This is a genomic window from Azospirillum doebereinerae, from assembly GCF_003989665.1.
GTDB classification, from domain to species: domain Bacteria; phylum Pseudomonadota; class Alphaproteobacteria; order Azospirillales; family Azospirillaceae; genus Azospirillum; species Azospirillum doebereinerae.
Map to the genome: position 1 here is coordinate 189832 of NZ_RZIJ01000013.1, position 19516 is coordinate 209347.

12 protein-coding genes are annotated in these 19516 nt (G+C 65.6%); 11 read left to right on the forward strand and 1 reads right to left on the reverse strand.

Translation table 11 applies throughout. The features are described from left to right. From EJ913_RS17360 to EJ913_RS17405, 10 genes are all read left to right on the forward strand, one after another. On the forward strand, positions 1-1110 hold the full coding sequence (locus EJ913_RS17360; RefSeq protein WP_127000117.1) for a radical SAM/SPASM domain-containing protein: 1110 nt from the start codon (positions 1-3) through the stop codon (positions 1108-1110). After that, on the forward strand, positions 1107-2015 hold the full coding sequence (locus tag EJ913_RS17365) for an NAD-dependent epimerase/dehydratase family protein (protein WP_185909823.1): 909 nt from the start codon (positions 1107-1109) through the stop codon (positions 2013-2015). Before EJ913_RS17360 ends, EJ913_RS17365 begins: the two co-directional genes overlap by 4 nt. A 94-nt stretch (positions 2016-2109) precedes the next feature. Beyond that, the gene (locus EJ913_RS17370) at positions 2110-2850 is read left to right on the forward strand and encodes a methyltransferase, TIGR04325 family (RefSeq protein WP_127000121.1); all 741 of its coding nucleotides are present in this window, start codon (positions 2110-2112) and stop codon (positions 2848-2850) included. A gap of 81 nt (positions 2851-2931) precedes the next feature. After that, positions 2932-4005: a glycosyltransferase family 1 protein gene (locus tag EJ913_RS17375; protein WP_127000123.1), complete on the forward strand. Its 1074-nt coding sequence runs from the start codon at positions 2932-2934 to the stop codon at positions 4003-4005. 148 nt (positions 4006-4153) lie between these two features. Next, entirely contained in the window at positions 4154-4744 is a 591-nt protein-coding gene (locus tag EJ913_RS17380; protein ID WP_127000125.1) for a D-sedoheptulose-7-phosphate isomerase, read from the forward strand. A 23-nt stretch (positions 4745-4767) separates the two neighbouring features. After that, a complete protein-coding gene (locus tag EJ913_RS17385) occupies positions 4768-6483 on the forward strand; it encodes an O-linked N-acetylglucosamine transferase, SPINDLY family protein (protein WP_127000126.1) in 1716 nt (571 codons plus the stop codon). Then, positions 6480-8486: an O-linked N-acetylglucosamine transferase, SPINDLY family protein gene (locus EJ913_RS17390; protein ID WP_185909824.1), complete on the forward strand. Its 2007-nt coding sequence runs from the start codon at positions 6480-6482 to the stop codon at positions 8484-8486. Before EJ913_RS17385 ends, EJ913_RS17390 begins: the two co-directional genes overlap by 4 nt. Before the next feature lie 550 nt (positions 8487-9036). After that, positions 9037-11112: a peptidase domain-containing ABC transporter gene (locus EJ913_RS17395; RefSeq protein ID WP_238519333.1), complete on the forward strand. Its 2076-nt coding sequence runs from the start codon at positions 9037-9039 to the stop codon at positions 11110-11112. 10 nt (positions 11113-11122) lie between these two features. Next, the gene (locus tag EJ913_RS17400) at positions 11123-12523 is read left to right on the forward strand and encodes an HlyD family type I secretion periplasmic adaptor subunit (protein ID WP_127000130.1); all 1401 of its coding nucleotides are present in this window, start codon (positions 11123-11125) and stop codon (positions 12521-12523) included. Further along, positions 12520-13878 (forward strand): tetratricopeptide repeat protein, encoded by a 1359-nt coding sequence (locus EJ913_RS17405; protein ID WP_127000132.1) that lies wholly within the window; start codon positions 12520-12522, stop codon positions 13876-13878. The genes EJ913_RS17400 and EJ913_RS17405 overlap by 4 nt, the downstream gene beginning before the upstream one ends. Positions 13879-13957: 79 nt before the next feature. On the opposite strand, the gene EJ913_RS17410 is transcribed toward EJ913_RS17405, so the two are convergent. After that, on the reverse strand, positions 13958-15736 hold the full coding sequence (locus tag EJ913_RS17410; protein WP_127000133.1) for a tetratricopeptide repeat protein: 1779 nt from the start codon (positions 15734-15736) through the stop codon (positions 13958-13960). Positions 15737-16263: 527 nt separating this feature from the next. Here EJ913_RS17410 and EJ913_RS17415 point away from each other — a divergent pair. Then, positions 16264-19516: beta strand repeat-containing protein (locus EJ913_RS17415; protein ID WP_148125283.1), on the forward strand; the 3253-nt coding region annotated here is incomplete at its 3' end.

Sequence of the window (19516 nt, forward strand, 5' to 3'; positions counted from 1 at the left end):
ATGTCGTACATTCCGATCAACAAGGGCCAGTTCACCCTGGAAACGCCGGAACGGGAAGCGGCATTCGAACGTCACCGCGGTGCGGGATGCGAGGAGGCCTACCGGGAAAACCGCCGACAGTGGGCGGAGTTTCCCCGGACGCGGCATCTGGCCGACTATCCGCTGCACGTCGATCTGGAGCTTGCTTCGCTCTGCAACCTCCGCTGCCCGATGTGCTACACCATCACCGCGGACTTCCGGCGGCGGGTGAACGCCAAGCTGATGGACTACGACCTGTTCACCCGGCTGGTGGACGAATGCGCGGCTGGCGGGGTCTACTCGATCCGGCTCAGCCTGCGCGGCGAAGCCTTCCTGCATCCCCGCATCGTCGATTGCATCCGCTATGCCAAATCCAAAGGCATCAAGGAGGTCTCGACGCTGACCAACGGCGGCCGGCTGGACGAGGCGATGTTCACCGAGATCATGGAGGCGGGCCTCGACTGGCTGACGGTCTCCATCGACGGCATTGGAAAGGTCTATGACGAGATCCGTCGGCCGCTCAAGTTCGACCGCATGGTCGAGAAGTTGGGAAACTTCAAGCGCATCAAGGAAGAGGCCGGCCAAGTCAAACCGGTGGTGAAAGTCCAGACCGTCCTGCCGGCCATCGAAGCGGATCCCCAGGCCTATTACGATATCTTTGCGCCCATCGTCGATCTGGTCAGCGCCAACCCTCTGATCGGTTACACCGACGACACCAGCAACTTGCCTCGGGTCCCTGATTTCAGCTGCCCGCAGGTCTACCAGCGGCTGGTGGTGGGCGCCGACGGCCGCTACATGATGTGCTCGAACGACGAGCGGCAGGAGGTCGACATCGGCGACGCCAACGTCCAGACCATCCACGAGGTTTGGCACGGCCCCGAGATGACCCGGATCCGCGAACTGCACGCGACCCATCGCGCTTGTGGCAAGCTCGTCCCCTGCGCTCAATGCTATCTGCCATTGCAGACCTACGACGATGCGGTGCAGGTGGGGGGGCGTTCGGTGGTCGCCCCGAAATATGTGGATGGAAAGACCCGCGTGTCGGATCTCGACACTCCGGAGCGCTGGAAACGCCCTGCGATCACAATATGACGCTCGTGAAAGGGGGAGGGGAGGCATCCAAACCCGTGCTGGTGACCGGCGCCACCGGTTTCGTCGGACGGGCGCTGGGCGTGGGGCTCGACGCCGCCGGGATCGGGTGGATCGGGGCATCGCGCGCCGGCGGTTTCGATCTGGAAGACGCCGCCATTGGCGCGCGTCTTCCGGATTGCCGCATCCTCATCCATTTGGCCGGCCGTGCAGGCGTACCGGAAAGCTGGGACCAGCCTGCGGCGTACCATCGGACGAACACGCTGACCACCTTGGCGGCCCTGGAGCACGCCCGCGCCTGCGGTGCCGGGTTCGTGCTGATGAGCAGCTACATGTACGGCGTCCCGCAGAGGCTGCCGATCGACGAAACCCATCCGGTGGACTGCCGCAACCCCTACGCCCACAGCAAGCATCACAGCGAGTTGCTGTGCCATGCCTATGCGCAGGATTTCGGGGTCCCCGTGACCATCCTGCGGCCGTTCAATATTTTCGGTCCCGGTCAGGGGACGAACCAAGTGATTCCGCACATCCTCGCCCAAGCGCTGGACGAACCGGTCATTCGCGTCAACGACCTGGCGCCCCGCCGCGACTATCTGTGGATCGGCGATCTGGTGGACGCGCTGTTGCGGGTCATTTCAGCTCCCACCCACGTTTCCGGACGTGGCCCGGCCGTCTACAACCTTGGAAGCGGCGTCAGCCACAGCGTTGCCGAGATCGTCGACGCCGTCGTGTCGCTGGTCGGCCCGCGCCGCATCGTTTGTGCCGACACGGCGCGGCTGAATGAGATACCCGACTGCGTGTGCGACGCCAGTCGTTTCCGGCAAGCCTTCAACTGGCAACCGATGACCGATTTGCCAGTCGGCCTGCGCCTGATGCTGGATCATGCCGGCAATGGGCCGATGAGGTGAACAGACCTCTTGTGTGCTGAACGGGTGTGCCGTCACCCTTCTCTCAAAGCCGTTACTGCTTCAGCTGCTTGCAAATTTCATAGGGCATGGGACGATGAATCGTTACAGCGGTCTGTACAAAAGCATCAGCGATGCAGTGGATCACTGCGATCCTGTTTTGCGTGAAAAGATGCGAGCAGACGCTGTCAATAGTTTTTCTTCAAGGACAAACATCGCCAAACCCAATAACTTCAAGATAGGAGAATGCGAGACACAGATGTTGATGTCTGTCATGGCCTCCTGTCCCTCTGAGAAAGATTCTCTCAGGGTTATGGACTTTGGTGGTGGGAAAGGAACCCACTATGATATTTTTTCCGCGGTTTATCGCGATATCCGTGTCGAATCGTGGGATGTTGTTGAGTTGCCGGAACTGGCCAGGGCCGGAAAGCGCAACTGCGAGCATGGTGCCCTCCGATTTCTTGAATCCATTGATGAAACGTCTTCAAGTTATCATGCGATACTTTCGAATGGATCCTTGCAGTATGTTGATGATCCATGGAAAATAATAGATAAAATAGCAAAAATCGATCACTCCATATGGTGCATAAATCGCCTTCCAATTCTGGTTCCGAACAACACGTCATACGTTGACGACCAGTATCACATCCAAAATGTTGGCCATCCATACAACTGGCAAATACCTGTTCGAGTTTGTGCACTCAATATCTGGATGGACAAAATATTGAAGAGCCATGATGTCGTGACATTCTGGGACTGCCCATTCGACGGCACCCATGCCCTTCCCAATGGATTGACTGCTGCCAGCATAGGAATACTGCTTCGTAAGAAATATTGATTAATATATGTGATAGGAGTATATTTACATTGATGGAAATTCCACTTATTAAAACAAAAAGCAACCAAAAGGATTTATAAAATGAGTGTATACAAGAGATTTCCAGAAATCATTGAGACTGCAAGCAGGGCATTCAATGGAGGGAAAACTTATTTTTCATTGGTCAGTGGCGATTCAATCAATGAAATTTCTTTTTATGGGATGAAAAATCCTCAAATTTTACGCAATTTGAACGATAAATACGAGATTACCGAAGATTTGTCGCTTGCCAATATTCTGATATTGAACAATCACGGACTGGATAACAGTTACCTTTGGCACTTGATAGACAAATCCGGCTTCTCTGGAACTCGGGTCATATGGTGCCGAGACAATCATCTTGGAGAAATGGCCAATCTAAGATCGGTGATCGGGGCGGACTTTGTGATTCCCGCGCATTCCAGCTGCTCCAATTACCTGCTCAACGCCCGCAGCGTGCGTGGACCGACCGTGCCATGGCAAATGCTCTACGAAACCGCCGAAATGGCAACCCGTCTAAGGCAGACCCTGGATTCTCCGCGGCAGGCCCGAGTGTTCGGTGGATACATGAGCTATGGCTTTGCTAAAAGAACAAATTTTTTGTCCGGTCTTTCCCAGCATGCCGATGTTTTCGACATCAAATTGAATTCTCGCGAGAAAAAAGATACCGAATATTTCAAAATGTCTCGTGAAGATATCTTGAATCAATGGCTGTCCTACAAGACGTCAATCGCTATCCCGATCAATGGCGATCTTTCCCCGCGAATCGCTATGGGGCTTTGCGCCGGACAGACTGTTCTTGTGTCGGACGAGATCCAGGATCTTGACATGGTGTTCCCGCCATCTCTTAGGGACGAACTCGGTATATTTAAGTTCAGTCCGTCTGCGGGCACAGAGGAACTCAAGTCCATCGCGCGCAAGGCTATGCAGGCCTACGACGAGGAGGGGCGCGAAGGGATCCTGAAGCGCCATGCCTATGCCATGGAGAACCACACCAATGAGCGCAGGATCCACACGATCCTGCAGTCTGTGGAAAAGATTGCGACCGGACAGCTAGCCGTGGTGATGCAGGCCTATCCTGATGGGGTGGGGATGACGGTCGACTACGGCAATCCGGACATCCGCATCGCCTTGTAGGGTTGTCCCGTTCCGGTCGCAGAAAGCGTCGTGTCCCCAGGCGATTGGAAGCTCCGGAAAGCGCTTGTCGGTTGACAGGTTCTGCCTGTCCGTTAGGAATGGCGGTGCCGGAGCGGCCGCCTTCCGGCTTTTATGGGTGCCGTGAACGATGAGCCAAGCAACGTCAGTCAACCAGAGCTTTTCCGACTATGTCGGCTCCAGCATCGACGTCCTGCGGAACACCGCCGAGACCCTGGGAATGGGACGGCTCGACGCGGCCATCGCCGCCGTCGCCACGGCCCTAGGGGAGAACCGCGCGCTGCTCGTCTGCGGCAACGGCGGTTCGGCGTCCGACGCCCAGCACATCACGGGCGAACTGGTCGGCCGCTTCCTGAAGGAGCGGCGCGGGTTGAAGGCCATATGCCTCAGCTCCAACGCCGCCGTGCTGACCGCCTGGGCCAACGACTATTCCTACGACACCGTCTTCTCCCGGCAGGTCGAGGCCTACGGCGAGACGGGCGGCGTGCTGCTCGGCATCAGCACCAGCGGCAATTCCAAGAACGTGGTCGCCGCCTTCGAGCAGGCCCGCGCGATGGGCATGATCACCATCGCCCTGACCGGCGAGGGCGGGGGCCGGCTGGCCGCGCTCAGCGACATCCTGCTCGACGTGCCGTCGCGCTCCACCCCGCTGATCCAGCAGGCGCACATCTGCCTCTACCACCATCTCTGCGAGCGCGTCGAAACGCAACTCGCGGGCTGACGCGGCAGGCCGGGCTCCCCTCCATGACGACCACAGCCGACGCTCCACCGACCGGAGAGGCGCTGCTCCCGCGCGCCATGGATGCCCACATGGCCGGCCGCCTGCCGGAAGCTGTGGCGCTCTACCGCAGTCTGCTGGCCACCACGCCGTTCGTGCCCGAGATCTGGAACAACCTCGCCTTCGCCCTCGCCGACCTCGGGCGGAAGGACGAGGCCGCCGCCGCTTTCCATGCCGCGATCACGGTCAAGCCGGGATATGCGAGGCCTTTGATCGGGTTGGGCAACCTGCACAACGCCGGAACGCGTCCGGACAAGGCCATCCTCCATTGGAGCCGCGCCTTGAGCCTGGAGCCGGGGCAAGGCGCGTTGATCTTCAATCTGGGGATTGCGCTTCAGGAGCAAGGAGCGGCACCGGAAGCCGCCGAGCGTTTCCAACAAGCGGCCGAAGCGCTGCCGGGCGACCCTCGGCTGGTCAGCCAGCTTCTGCTGTGCCTGAACTATCTCGACCGTCCGGGGGAACAGCTTCTCGACGACCATCGCCGGTTCGACGCGCTTCATGGCCGGCTCGACCAGCCCGATCCCCCGCCGCACGCGAACCCGCCCGACCCGGAGCGCAAGCTGCGGATCGGCTATCTTTCGGTGGAATTCCGCGCGCATCTGGGCGGCTATTTCCTGGCCCCTTTGTTCGATGGCCATGACCGCTCCGCTTTCGAGATCCACAGCTATTCGATCCTGCCCGAAAAAGCCGCCGACGGCCTGACGGCTTCCTTCAAGGAAAAGTCCGATGGCTGGCGCACCGTGGATTCCCTTGGGGACGAGGCGCTCGCCGCCCGGATCCGCGCCGACGGGATCGACATCCTGGTGGATCTCGCCGGGCATTCCGGCCTGAACCGCCTGCCCGCCCTGGCCCGCCGCCCGGCACCGGTGCAGATGACGTGGCTGGGATACCCCAACACGACCGGCATGCGGTCGATGGACCACCGGTTGGTGGACGGGATCACCGATCCGCCCGGCGTCGCCGAAGGGCATGCGTCGGAGCGGCTGCTTCGGCTGCCGGCCCCCTTCCTGTGCTTCCGCCCGCCGGCCGACGCACCCGCCGTGATCCCCCTTCCGGCGGGAACGGCCGGGGTCGTGACCTTCGGGTCCTTCAACAAGTTGGCCAAGCTGTCCGACAGCACCGTTCGCCTGTGGGCCGCGATCCTGCGCCGGGCGCCGGGCGCCCGGCTGCTGCTGAAGGACAGGTCGCTGGACAACCCGGGCACCGCCGATGCCATCCGCGACCGCTTCCGTCGCGCCGGCGCCGATCCGGACCGGCTGATCCTGCTGGGCTGGGTGGAGGATCCGGCCGGGCATCTCGGCCTCTACAACCGGATCGACATCGCGCTCGACCCGACGCCCTACAACGGAACGATCACCACCTGCGATGCTCTGTGGATGGGGGCTCCGATGGTGACCCTGCTGGGCGACCGCCACGCCGCACGGGTGGGAGCCAGCCTGCTGAGTGCCGTCGGCCTGTCCGAACTGATCGCGGCGACGCCCGAACGCTATGTCGACATCGCCGTATCGCTGGCATGGGACCTCAACCGCCTGATGTGGTTGCGCAAAGGCATGCGGGAGCGGCTGCTCGGCTCGCCCCTGTGCGACGAGGCCCGCTTCGTGCGTGCCCTGGAGAGCGCCTACCGACAGGGCTGGCGGGACTGGTGCGCCAGGCAGGATGGCGGAGGCCCGGACCGGCCATGATCACCACCCTGCAGGATGCGGCCGGCCATGCCGTGCTCTGCTACGAGCAGGGCCGTTTCGAGGAGGCCGGCCAAATCTGCCGGGCGGTCCTCGAGGACCAGCCCGACCATTCCGGCTTCCTGGAATTCTTCGCCACCATCCGGACCGCGCAGGGGTTGCCGGAGATGGCGGTTACGCTCTACCGCCGCTCCATCGCCTTGACTCCGTTGCGGATGGCCACGTGGTGGAACCTCGCCACCGCGCTGGAGCGGCATCGTCGCCCGGACCGTGCCTACGAGGCCCTGAAGCGCGCCATCGCCATCGCCCCCGACCATCCGCAGGCCTACGCCAACCTTGGCGCCCTGCACCGGGCCGGTGGCCGCCGGCCCCTCGCCTGCCGGGATTTCAGCCGCGCCGTCGTCCTGAATCCGCAGGACGCGGCGACCCGGACCAGTCTCGGGCTGACGGCGCGCGAGAACTCGGAGGTTTCCCGCTCCGTCGCCGTCCTGCGCAAGGCCGTGATCTGCGATCCCGCCGCAGCCGAAACCCATCTGCAGTTGGCCCACGGATTGCGCGAGCTGTCGGAATTCCAGCCGGCGGCCACCGCCTACGGCCGGGCGCGGCGGCTCGACCCAGGCAGCAGCACGATCCAGGGCTACCAGCTTCTGCTGAAGCAGGCCCTGTGCGATTGGACCGGCTATGAGGCGTTGTGCCGGACCGTGCTCGACACCATCGACCACGCCACCGGGATCGCCATTCCGCTGGGAATCCTCGCCATCGGCACCACCGCCGCCCAGCAGCGCCGCGCCGCCGGTTTCTTCTACGACCGGATAGTGTCGCCCCTGGCGCCGCCCCCGGCCCGCCCCGCGCCAGCCACCCCGCGCGGCGACCGCCCGTTGCGCGTCGCCTACCTCTCGGCCGACTTCCATGAGCATGCCACCGCCTATCTGGCAGCCGAGTTGTTCGAACGGCACGATCGCGACCGCGTCACCCCGCTGGCCTATTCCTACGGTACGAACGACGGCAGCCCGATGCGGCGCCGGCTGGAGGCGGCATTCGCCCAGTTCTGCGACGTCCAGGCCGCCGGGGCCGAGGCCATTGCCCGCCGCATGGCGGAGGACGGTGTGGACATAGTGGTCGATCTCAAGGGCTACACCAAGCAGGCCCGTTTCGACCTGCTCGCGCGCCGTCTGGCCCCGGTGCAGGTCGCTTACCTCGGTTACCCGGGGACCAGCGGCTGCCCACACATGGACTACCTCCTGGGCGATCCGTTGGTGACGCCGCCCGAGCACCAGGAGCATTACTCGGAACGGCTGGTGCTGCTGCCGGACAGCTACCAAGTCAATGATCGCCGACGCCCCCTGCCGGACCGCACGCCAAGCCGGGCCGAATGTGGCCTGCCCGAGGACAGCTTCGTCTTCTGCTCCTTCAACGCCCCCTACAAGATCGCGCCGGCCCTGTTCGGCCTGTGGATGCGGGTTCTGAAGCGGGTGCCGGGCAGCGTGCTGTGGTTGTACGGCGGCGTGCCGGAGGCGATCGGCAACCTGCGGCGCGAGGCCGCCGCGCACGGCGTCGCGCCCGAACGGCTGATCTTCGCCGCCAAGGCACCGCTGGCCGAACATCTGGCCCGTTACCGTGTTGCCGACCTGTGCCTCGACACGCTCCCCTACAATGGCCACACCACGACCAGCGACGCCCTGTGGATCGGCTGCCCGGTGGTGACCTGCCTGGGCGAGACCTTCGCCTCGCGGGTCGCCGCCAGCCTGCTGGGAGCCGCCGGACTGCCAAGCCTCGCCACCGCGACGCTGGAGGGGTACGAGGCTCTCGCGGTGGATCTGGCCGGGGATGTCCTGCGCTTGGCCGGGCTGCGGCGCCATCTGGAAGATGCCCGCTGGCAGTCGCCGCTCTTCGACAGCGGGCGCTTCACCCGTCACGTCGAGCTGGCCTACGAGACCATGTGGCGGTTGCACGAGGCGGGACAGGGGCCCCGCAGCTTCGTTTTGCAATCTTCGGCTGCGGCCTGAGCCGGGCTTGAGCCGTGCCGACCCAGCGCGGGACAAGGAAACCGGGAAATCGCCCCCTCCGTCCAAGTCAAACCTCGCCGGTTCCGCTCCGGCGGCCAGCCTTCGTTCCCGGCCTTCGCCGGGATGGGAAACCGCAATCGTCTTCCACAACACCGAGACTGAAGAAAGCGGCCGGCAACATTCGCAGGAAGGTCGTTAGAAACCTCACCGTCCACGAAACCAAGCCTCTCAAGTCCAGACGGACGCATGGCAAGTCCCATCGCCTTTTCCGTACGACGAGAGGACGCTATTCGCCGTTGGAATGCGCCTGCATCATTTTGGGGGATGGCCCGGCCCGGCCCGCTTAGGAGTTGAACGCCGAGGCCTCATTGCATAGTGTGGCCGCCGTCCGCACGGCGAGTCGGCCCATGATCGTTTGGTCCCTGAACTTGTTCGAACGCGGCTTCGGCTTTCGCTGCTAAGGCGACCTATGACTTTGATTTCAGAAGCTCCCTGCGCGCATACGGCGTTGCGCTGTTTCGCCAGCATCGCCCGTCAGCGGGGCATCGACGTGTCAGCCGAACGGCTCCAGCACGATTTCGTCATCGGCAACGAGGAAATCGGCGAGCCAATGATGGAGCGGATGGCCAAGCAGCTTGGCCTGAAGTTCTCGGCGACGACCCTCGACTGGGACCACCTGGAATCCCTCGGTGACGCCTTCCCGGTCATGGTGCGCCTGCGCAACGGCAACATGCTGGTCGTCGTCGGCGTGGGCAAGCAGGGCGAGGTTCCGGTCGCCATCGTCCAGGACCCCCTGGCCGACCAGGACATCATGCTGCCGCTGGACCGCCAGCGTCTCACCGGCGCGTGGGGCGGCGAGGCCTTCCTGCTGAAGCGGCAATACGCGCTGAACGACGGCGAACAGGCCTTCGGCCTGCGCTGGTTCCTGGGCGAGATCTTCCGGCAGAAGCGCATCTTCCGCGACATCGGCATCGCCGCCCTGCTGCTCACCATGATGGGCTTGGCCGTCCCGATCTTCTTCCAGCTGGTCATCGACCGCGTCCTGGTCCACCAGAGCCTGGGCACCCTCTACGCCCTAATGGTCGGCATGGTCGGCGTCATCGTCTTCGAGACCTGCTTCTCGTACCTGCGCCAGTATCTGGTGATGCACGCCAGCCGGAAGATCGACACGCGCATGAACGTGCAGGTCTTCAACAAGGTCGTCAGCCTGCCGATGGACTTCTTCGAGCGCCGTCCATCGGGCGAGATCATCAAGAACATGTCGCAGGCGGAGCGCATCCGCAACTTCCTGACCGGCCAGCTCTTCATGTCGCTGCTGGACACGGTGTCGCTGGTCATCTTCCTGCCGGTCATGATGGCCTACAGCGTCCCGCTGGCGATGCTGGTCCTGGGCTTCACCCTTCTGATGGCGCTGAACATCGGCATCGTCATCCCGCTGCTCCGCCACCGGCTGAAGGCGCTCTACGACGCCGAAATCAGCCAGCAGTCCTTCCTGATCGAGAACATCCACGGCATGCGGACGGTCAAGTCCCTGGCGCTGGACGCTCGGCAGAAGCTGGAGTGGGACCATCGGGTGGCGCGCTCGGCCGAGCTGCGCTTCAACGTGGCGAAGGTCATGGTCATCAGCCAGACGGTCTCCGGCCCGCTGGAGAAGCTGATGATGGCCTCCCTGCTCGGCCTCGGCAGCTATCTGGCCCTCCAGGGCGAGATGCAGATGGGCGCGCTGATCGCCTTCTACATGCTGGCCGGACGCGTCGTGCAGCCGCTGCTCCAGTTCGCCCAGCTCATCCAGCAGTTCCAGGAAGTGTCGCTGTCGGTGAAGATGCTGGCCAGCATCATGAACCACCCGAGCGAGCAAGGCCGGGCCGGGCGCGGCCTGCGCGTGCCGCTGCGCGGCAAGGTGGAGTTCCAGGACATCCGCTTCCGCTACAGCCCGACCTCCTCGCCGGCGCTGGACGGTGTGTCCTTCACCATTCCGGAAGGCTCCATCTTCGGCATCATGGGCCGTAGCGGCTCGGGCAAGACCACGGTCACCCGCCTGCTCCAGGGGCTGCATTTCGCCGAGGAAGGGCTGATCCGCGTCGACGGCCACGACCTGCGCGAGTTCGACATCGACCATCTGCGGTCCAGCATCGGCGTGGTGCTCCAGGAGAACTTCCTGTTCACCGGCACCATCCGCGAGAACATCGCGGCGGCCAAGCCGGGCGCCACCACCGACGAGGTGATGCGCGCGGTCCGCATGGCCGGCGCCGACGAGTTCATCGAGCGCCTGCCCAAGGGGCTGGAGACCAAGCTGGAGGAAGGCTCGGCCAACCTGTCCGGCGGTCAGCGCCAGCGTCTCGCCATCGCGCGGGCTCTGCTGATCGACCCGCGCGTGCTGATCCTCGACGAGGCGACCAGCGCGCTCGACGCCGAGAGCGAGGCCATCGTCCAGGCCAACCTGATGAGCATCGCGCGCGGCCGCACGGTCATCATCATCTCGCACCGGCTGTCCAGCTTGGTGCCCTGTGACGCCATCCTGGTCATGGACCGCGGCAAGGCGGTCGATCTCGGCAAGCACGGCCAGCTCCTCGACCGCTGCCAAATCTATCAGCACCTCTGGCATCAACAGAACCGCCACCTTTAGGAGAGCGACCGTGACGACCCATCAGATCGGCTCGGTCCCGTTGGCCAAGGTGCCGGCGAAAGACGTTGCCAAGGGTTCCAAGAAAGCCTCGCCGGAAGCCGTCATCGGCCAGTTCCAGCGGGACACCGCGGCCATCGACGCCGCCCCCGATCCGTTTCTGGCGCGGATCATGGTGCATCTGCTAGCCTTGATGGTGATCTGCGCCGTCCTCTGGGCGGTCGTCGTCAAGATGGACCGCATCGTGATGGCGCCCGGCAAGATCGTGTCCCAGGAGGCCGCCGTCTTCGTGCAGCCGCTCGACACGGTGATGATCAAGACGGTCAACGTCCGGGCCGGCGACGTGGTGAAGCCGGGCGACGTCCTGGCCACGCTGGATCCCACCTTCGCTCAGGCCGACGTCGGCCAGCTCGACGCCCGGCTGGCGAGCGTCGACGCCCAGATCGCCCGGCTGGAGGCGGAGTACAACGACCAACCCTACCTTCCGGCGGCCGACACCGTGGGCAACACCGCCCTCCAGTTCGGGCTGTGGAAGGAGCGCCAGGCGCAGTACCGGGCCCAACTGCAGAGTTACGCCGAGAAGATCGCGCGGGTGAAGGCAACGATCATCAAGAACGAGACCGACCGCCAGCATCTGGCGGAGCGGCTGAAGGTCGTCCGCGAGATCGAGGGCATGCGGTCCTCGCTGGCGGCGTCGCAGACCGGCAGCAAGCTGAACATGCTGTACGCCACCAACGACCGCATCGATATCGAGCGCACGCTGGTCTACAATGAGAACGAGCTGGCGGCGAGCCGGCACGAGCTCCAGTCGCTCTACGCCGACCAGAACGTCTACATCCAGAACTGGAAGGGGACGGTGATCGAGGAGTTGGTCAAGCAGCGCAACGAGGCCGCCTCCCTGCGCGAGCAACTCAGCAAGGCGCGCAAGCGCGAGGAGTTGGTCAAGCTGGAGGCCGGGACGGAAGCGGTGGTGCTGGAGGTGTCGCCCAAGACCTCCGTCGGCTCGATGGCGCAGCCGGGCGAGCCGCTGTTCAAGCTGTTCCCGCTGGGCGCCGGGCTGGACACCGAGATCAGCATCGACGCGCGCGACCTCGCCTTCGTCCAGATCGGCGACACGGTGCAGATCAAGCTCGACGCCTACCCCTTCACCGACCATGGGGCGCTGGAAGGCGTGGTGGAGACGATCAGCGAGGACGCCTTTACCGACCGCAACAACACCCAGACCGGGGCGCAGCCCTTCTACCGCGCCCGCGTGCGGCTGACCAAGACCGAGCTGCGCGGCGTTCCCGCCCATTTCCGCCTGATTCCGGGCATGCCGCTCAAGGCCGACATCAAGGTGGGCGAGCGCCGCGTGATCTCCTACTTCCTGCGGCCGATCCTGCGCGGTCTCAACGAAAGCATGCGCGAGCCATGAGCGTGATCTCCCGTCTGTTCCGCAAACCCGCAACCGCGATGGCCGGCGAGAAGCCGGACTTCCGGCGCGGCCTGGCCGCCCAGGAGGCGGGCGACCCGACCACGGCGCTCCGCCACTGGCTGCCGCTGGCCCAGCAGGGCGACGTCGAGGCGCAGTTCCGCGTCGGCCAGGCCTACGTCCGCGGCGAGGGCGTGGCACGCAACTTCGGCGACGCCGCCCATTGGCTCCGCAAGGCGGCCGAGCACGGCCATGTCGAGGCGCAGTTCACCCTGGGGCTGTTCCTCGCCAACGGCGAGGGCGCGCCGCAGGAGAACGCTCCCCCGGTCCGCTGGCTGCGCAGCGCCACGCGCCACAACCGCGAGGCCGCCGAGGCCAATCTGGCGCTGCTCTTCCCGCACGGGCTGGGCGCCGCCCCCGACATGAACGAGGCCCTGTCCTGGTACGAGAAGGCCGCCGCCCAGGGCCATGCCGAGGCGGTCTACCATCTCGGCCTGTTCCACGCCTTCGGCCAGGGCGTGCCGCAGGATTACACCGCCGCCGCCCCCTGGTTCCGCAAGGCCGGTGATCTGGGCCACGCCACGGCGCAGTTCAAGCTGGGAACCCTGTACGCCCAAGGCAACGGGGTTCCCCAGGACATCGCCGAGGCGCTGTCGTGGTACGAGAAGGCGGCCGAGCAGGGCAACTCCAGCGCCCAGTTCAGCCTGGGCATGGCCTGGGAGCACGGGCAAGGCGTGCAGCCCGATCCGGAAAAGGCGGCGCAATGGTACCGCAAGGCCGCCGAGCAGGACCACCCGGTCGCCCAGCTCCATCTCGGCCTGCTTTATGCGTCCGGCCGCGGCGTGCCGCAGGACTACCGCGAAACCCTGAAATGGTGCCGGCTGTCGGGTGAGAAGGGCAATTCCAGCGCCCAGTTCAACCTCGGGCTGATCTACGCTCGCGGGCTGGCCGGCCAGCCCGATCTCGGCGAGGCGGCGGCGTGGTACCGCAAGGCGGCCGCGCAGGGCAACATCGGCGCGCAGGTCAACCTGGGCCTGCTGCTGCTCAAGGGCACCGGGGGGCGGCCGGAGACCGTCGAAGCGGTGGACTGGCTGCGGAAAGCCGCGTCCCAGGGCCATGTCGGCGCCATGCTCAGCCTCGGCTCGGTCTACGGCACCGGCCAGGGCGGGCCGGTCAACACACCGCAGGCCTGCATGTGGTACAGCCTTGCGATGGCGGCGGCCCCCGACGCAGAGCGCGGCCCGATCCAGGAGAAAGTGGACGCCCTGCTCCAGGAGATGACGAGCGAGGAGCGCCAGAAGACCGACCTCCTGATCGACGAATGGCGCCGGAGCGCACCGTCCGCCACGCCCCACTAAGGCGGCTGGACGGAACCGCAGGAAAAGCGGCCAGGACGATGTCCAGGGAGAGGGGGGCTTCGCGCGAAGCCCTCCTTTTTCAGGCCGGGACCGCGTCCATGGCCATGCCAGCCCGGACACGCAAAGCCTTCTCCACCCGAACCAGCACATCCGCCCAGACGCCGGGCCGGCTCTGCCGGAACAGCCGCATGGTGGGGTACCAGGGCGTGTCGTCGCGGCCGAGCATCCAGCGCCAGTCGGGGGCGTAGGGCAGCAGCACCCAGGTCGGGCGGCCCAGCGCGCCGCACAGATGCGCGACCGACGTGTCGACGCAGAGGATCACGTCCAGGTTGGCGGCGATCGCCGCCGTATCGGCGAAATCCCCAATTTCGGGCGACAGGTTGACCAGCCGCATCCCGGCGGGCGGATCGGCGGCCTGCCTCTCTGTCGGGCCCTTCTGGATCGAGAAGACGGTCACGCCGGGCAGGGCGGCCAGGGGCGCGAAGGCCTCCAGGCCCACCGACCGGTTGCGGTCGTTGCCGTGGCCCGGCGAACCCGCCCAGACCAGCCCGACCCTCAGCCCAGGGTAACGGCCGAGCCTTTCGGCCCAGGATGCCGCCATCTCGGGCTCCGGATACAGATAAGGCACCGGCGCCGGGATCGTCTCAAGGCCGGTCCCGAACAGCAGCGGCAGGCTGAGCAGGGGAACGTGCAGGTCGAACGCGCTCAGTGGGGCGGCGCCGGAAACGACCTCGATGCCGCCGGGCAGCCGCTTCAGCAGACGCCCGAGATTGGGCTGGACGCCCAGGACCGCCTTTCCGCCGCGCGCCGCGATCATCAGGGCGTAGCGGCAGAACTGGATGGTGTCCCCCAGCCCCTGCTCGCTGTGCAGCAGGACTCGGCGTCCCCCCAGCGGCTCGCCGTTCCAGCGCGGCTTGGGCAGGTTGGTGAGAACGGGGACGTCCTTGCAGCGCAGCCGTCCCTCGTACTCCCGCCAGCCCTCCTCGAACCGGCCGTCGAGCAGCAGCCCGATGCCGAGATTGCGGTGGGCGTCCGGGCTTTTCGGGTCGGTGCGCAAGGCGCGCCGGTACTGGACGACGGCCTCCTCCAGCCGGTTCTGGCTCTGCCGCGCGTTGCCGAGGTTGTTGTAGCCGGCGGTAAAACCGGGATCGCAGACGAGCGCGCGGGCGTGGCTGGCCGCCGCCTCGTCCAACCGGCCGAGTTCCTGCAGGGTGATGCCCAGGCTGGTGTGAGCCGCCGCAAAGCTGGGGTCGCGGGCGGCGGAGCGCCTCTGCCACCGCAACGCCTCGCCGGACCGGCCCAGTTCGCGCAACGCGATGCTCAGGTTGTTGCCGGCGGAAGGGTGGGCGGGGTCGAGCGCCAGGGCGGTGCCATAAACGGCCGCCGCCTCGGCGTAGCGTTTCCGGTCCTGAAGGCAGTTGGCCAGGCCGTTGCGGGTCTCCGCCGCGGCGGGTCCCAGGGCGATGGCGCCGCGGTACGTTGTCACAGCCTCGTCGAGACGGCCGAGCACCCTCAGGGAAAAGGCCAGCCCGACCAGCGGGGCATCGGAGTCGGGGCGCAGGGCGGCGGCCTGACGGTACTGGGCGGCCGCCTCGACGAAGAGCCCGAGATCCTGGAAGACGTTGCCCAGATTGAGGCGCGCTTCGACCAGTTCCGGATTCTGCGTCAGCGCCTCCCGAATCAGCCGGGCCGCCTCGGCCGGCTGCCGGCGCCGCAACGCGACGCCCATCAGATGCAAGGCGTCGGGATGGCGGGGCGCCACCTGCAGGATCTGCCCGTAGATGCCCGTTGCGATCTCCAGGCGCCCGTCCTGGTGGTGGCGCACGGCGATGGCGAGGGCTTCTTGAATCGTTGCCATGAAGGTATCCGTCGCTGCCGGTTCTGTCGTCGGACCGATGTGTTGTTTCAAAACCTTAATAAAGTGGCCTTCCATACTCGGCAAACTCTCCGAAAGGCAAGCCGAATGCCGCCGATCCTTTGCTTTCCACAGGAGGAGCGGAGGTGAATTCCGTGGCCGGAACACCCGCAGACCGGCACCACAGCGCATATTTCCAGCACCTGTTGCCGAAAATCCATAGCGATTTAATCATTTGATATCAAAGCTTTATTGAATATTTTGCAGTGCAGCAACAGGCCGACGCCAGGAGGGGCCGACCAGGACCCGATGCCACAGCATCGCTCCCGCAAATTCGATTGCACAATGCGTACCTCTTCGGATAGGAAAGGGACGCTGCATCAGGTCAGACCATGCCCGAATGCTGCCTGCTCGATGGCTGATCAGCGTCCAAGAAGTTTCCGTTCCGGGGTAAAAACGACATGGGGATCAAGTAAATGGCGACTATCTTTGTAACCTCGGGTCAGTCCATAACGGCGTCGACTCCTCCGTTGAGCGACACCCTTATCGGCACCACCACGAACGACGCCGCCACCATCAGCACGACCGATGGCAGCCTTCTGCTGGTGACGGGCATCGAGACCCTGATCGGTAACGCCATCGGCACTGACGTCGCCACCCTGGGCGGCACTTCCGGCAACACTATCCTCGTCGACCTGATTGAGACGTTGACGGGTAGTGCGACTCTGGATGTCGTCGGGACCTTCAGCACGGTCGGCGCCACGATCCTGGTTTCCAGCATCGAGACCCTGATCGGCAACACCGGCCTCGACGTCTACTCGGTGACCGCCGGCAGCACGATGCTCGTCTCGGCGCTGGAGACCCTGATTGGCGTCGGCAGCTCGACCGACATCATCACGTTGGGCAGCGCCGGCAGCACCATCGTCGTCGGCGCCCTGGAGACCCTGACCGGCAGCGCCGTCACCGACGTCGTCACGCTCGCGGCCGGCGGCAACACCTCCGTGGTGTTCTCCGTCGAGACCCTGACCGGCGGCGCCGGCGCCGACACCATCCTGCTCGGCGGCAGCGTCGGCAGCACGATCCTCGCCTCCAACCTGGAGAGCCTGGTCGGCGGCACCGGCAAGGACGTCGTCACGTTCGCGGCCGGCGGCAACAGCACGGTCGTCGTCGGGATCGAGACCCTGGTCGGCGGCACCGGCAACGACGCCGTCACCCTGACCAGCGGCGGCACGGTCCTCGTCTCCGCCCTGGAGACCCTGATCGGCGGTGTCGCCACCGTCGACATCGTCACGCTGACCGGCGCCGGCAACACGCTCCTCGTCTCCGCCCTGGAGACCCTGGTCGGCAGCGCCGGCAACGACGTCGTCTCGCTGACCGGCGGCAGCACCCTGAGCGTGTCCGCGGTCGAGACGCTGATCGGTGCGGGCGCCGGCTTTGACATCGTCACGCTGACCGGCACCGGCAGCACGACCTTCGTCTCGGCTCTCGAGACCCTGACCGGCACGGCCGGCAGCGACGTCGTCACGCTGGGCACGATCGGCAACACGCTGGCGCTGAACGCCATCGAGACCCTGACCGGCGGCCTCGGCCTCGATGCCGTCTGGTTCGGCTCCGCCGGCAACACCGTGCTGGTTTCCGGTGTCGAGACCCTGGGCGGCAACGCGGGCACGGACATCGTGTATGTCGGCTCCGCCGGCAGCACCATGGTCATCGGCTTCGTCGATGTCCTGGTCGGCAGCGACACGGCCATCGACGCCATCGCGCTGACCAACATTGCCGGGCCCAACACGCTCGTCATCCGCGGCGTGGAGACCCTGGTCGGCGGCAGCACCGCCGTCGATACCATCACGCTGGCCAACACCGGCAACACCCTGCTGGTCGCCTCCATCGAGACGCTGGTCGGCGGCACCGCCACCGACATCGTTACCCTCGGCGGCACGGCTGGCAACACCCTGCTGATCTCGTCGATCGAGACCTTGACCGGCAGCAGCGCCACCGACGTCGCGGTTCTCAGCGCCGCCGGCAATACCCTGTTGGCCTCGGGCATTGAGACCATCACGGGCGGGGCGGGCAACGATCTGGTGTTCCTCGGCACCGCTGGCGGCGCCCTGCTGGTCACCGGCACGGAAATCCTCGTCGGCGGCACGGGCACCGACATCGTCTCGCTGGGCTCCGCCGGCAATTCGATCATCGTCCGTGACCTCGAGACCCTGACCGGCGGCGTCGGCACCGATCTGGTCACGCTGGGCAACACCGGCAACACGCTCCTCGTGTCGTCCATCGAGAGCTTGGTCGGCGGCACCGCCACCGATGCCGTCACGCTCGGCACGCTCGGCAACACCCTGGTCGTCTCGGCGCTCGAGACCCTGACCGGCGGCGTCGGCACCGACGTCGTCAGCCTCGGCTCGGCCGGCAGCACGCTCGTCGTGTCGGCCCTGGACACCCTGACCGGCGGCGCCGGCACCGACATCATCCGCATCGGCGTCACCACCGGCAGCAACCTGCTGGCCTCGTCGATCGAGACCCTGGTCGGCAACACCGGCGCCGACATCGTCACCCTCGGCTCCGCCGGCAACACCCTGCTGGCCCTGGTGCTCGAGACCATCACGGGCGGTGCTGGCACCGACCTGGTGTTCCTCGGCTCGGCCGGCAGCAGCCTGCTGGTCAGCGCCGTCGAACTGCTGATCGGCGGTACGGGCACCGACGTCGTCACCCTGGGCGGCGCCAACAACACGATCATCGTCCGTGACCTCGAGACCGTCACCGGTTCCGGCGGCATCGACACCGTCACCCTGGGCAACACCGGCAACACGCTGGTCGTGTCGGCCCTGGAGACCCTGGTCGGCGGCACGGGCACCGACGTCGTCGCCATCGGCACCGTCGGCGGCGCGCTGCTGGTCTCGTCGGTCGAGACCCTGACCGGCAACACCGGCGTCGACACCATCACCCTCGGCTCGGCCGGCAACACCCTGCTGACCTCGGCGCTCGAGACCATCACGGGCGGTGCGGGCACCGACCTGGTCTTCCTCGGCACCGCTGGCGGCGCCCTGCAGGTCAGCGCCGTCGAGCTGCTGATCGGCAACACCGGCACCGACGTCGTCACGCTGGCCGGCAACGGCAACACGATCGTCGTCCGTGACCTCGAGACTCTGACCGGCTCCGCCGGCAACGATCTGGTCACGCTGGGCAACACCGGCAACACGCTCGCCGTGTCGGCCCTGGAGACCCTGGTCGGCGGCACGGGCACCGACGCCATCAGCATCAACGTCACCACCGGCAGCAACCTGCTGGTCTCGGCGATCGAAACGCTGACCGGCAACACCGGCGCCGACATCGTCACCCTGGGCTCCGCCGGCAACACGCTCGTCGTGTCGGCCCTGGAGACCCTGACCGGCGGCGCCGGCACCGACGTCATCCGCATCGGCGTCACCACCGGCAGCGACCTGCTGGTCTCGTCGGTCGAGACCCTGGTCGGCAACACCGGTGCCGACATCGTCACCCTCGGCTCGGCCGGAAACACCCTGCTGGCCCTGGCGCTCGAGACCATCACGGGCGGTGCTGGCACCGACCTGGTGTTCCTCGGCTCCGCCGGCAACAGCCTGCTGGTCAGCGCCGTCGAACTGCTGATCGGCGGTACGGGCACCGACGTCGTCACCCTGGGCGGCGCCAACAACACGATCATCGTCCGTGACCTCGAGACCGTCACCGGTTCCGGCGGCATCGACACCGTCACCCTGGGCAACACCGGCAACACGCTGGTCGTGTCGGCCCTGGAGACCCTGG

Bases quoted from the DNA above. Each gene is read 5' to 3' on its own strand.
- EJ913_RS17360 (WP_127000117.1), top strand. From the start codon at position 1: ATGTCGTACATTCCGATCAACAAGGGCCAGTTCACCCTGGAAACGCCG.
- EJ913_RS17405 (WP_127000132.1), top strand. From the start codon at position 12,520: ATGAGCGTGATCTCCCGTCTGTTCCGCAAACCCGCAACCGCGATGGCC.
- EJ913_RS17385 (WP_127000126.1), top strand. From the start codon at position 4,768: ATGACGACCACAGCCGACGCTCCACCGACCGGAGAGGCGCTGCTCCCG.
- EJ913_RS17375 (WP_127000123.1), top strand. From the start codon at position 2,932: ATGAGTGTATACAAGAGATTTCCAGAAATCATTGAGACTGCAAGCAGG.
- EJ913_RS17365 (WP_185909823.1), top strand. From the start codon at position 1,107: ATGACGCTCGTGAAAGGGGGAGGGGAGGCATCCAAACCCGTGCTGGTG.
- EJ913_RS17370 (WP_127000121.1), top strand. From the start codon at position 2,110: ATGAATCGTTACAGCGGTCTGTACAAAAGCATCAGCGATGCAGTGGAT.
- EJ913_RS17410 (WP_127000133.1), bottom strand. From the start codon at position 15,736: ATGGCAACGATTCAAGAAGCCCTCGCCATCGCCGTGCGCCACCACCAG.
- EJ913_RS17390 (WP_185909824.1), top strand. From the start codon at position 6,480: ATGATCACCACCCTGCAGGATGCGGCCGGCCATGCCGTGCTCTGCTAC.
- EJ913_RS17380 (WP_127000125.1), top strand. From the start codon at position 4,154: ATGAGCCAAGCAACGTCAGTCAACCAGAGCTTTTCCGACTATGTCGGC.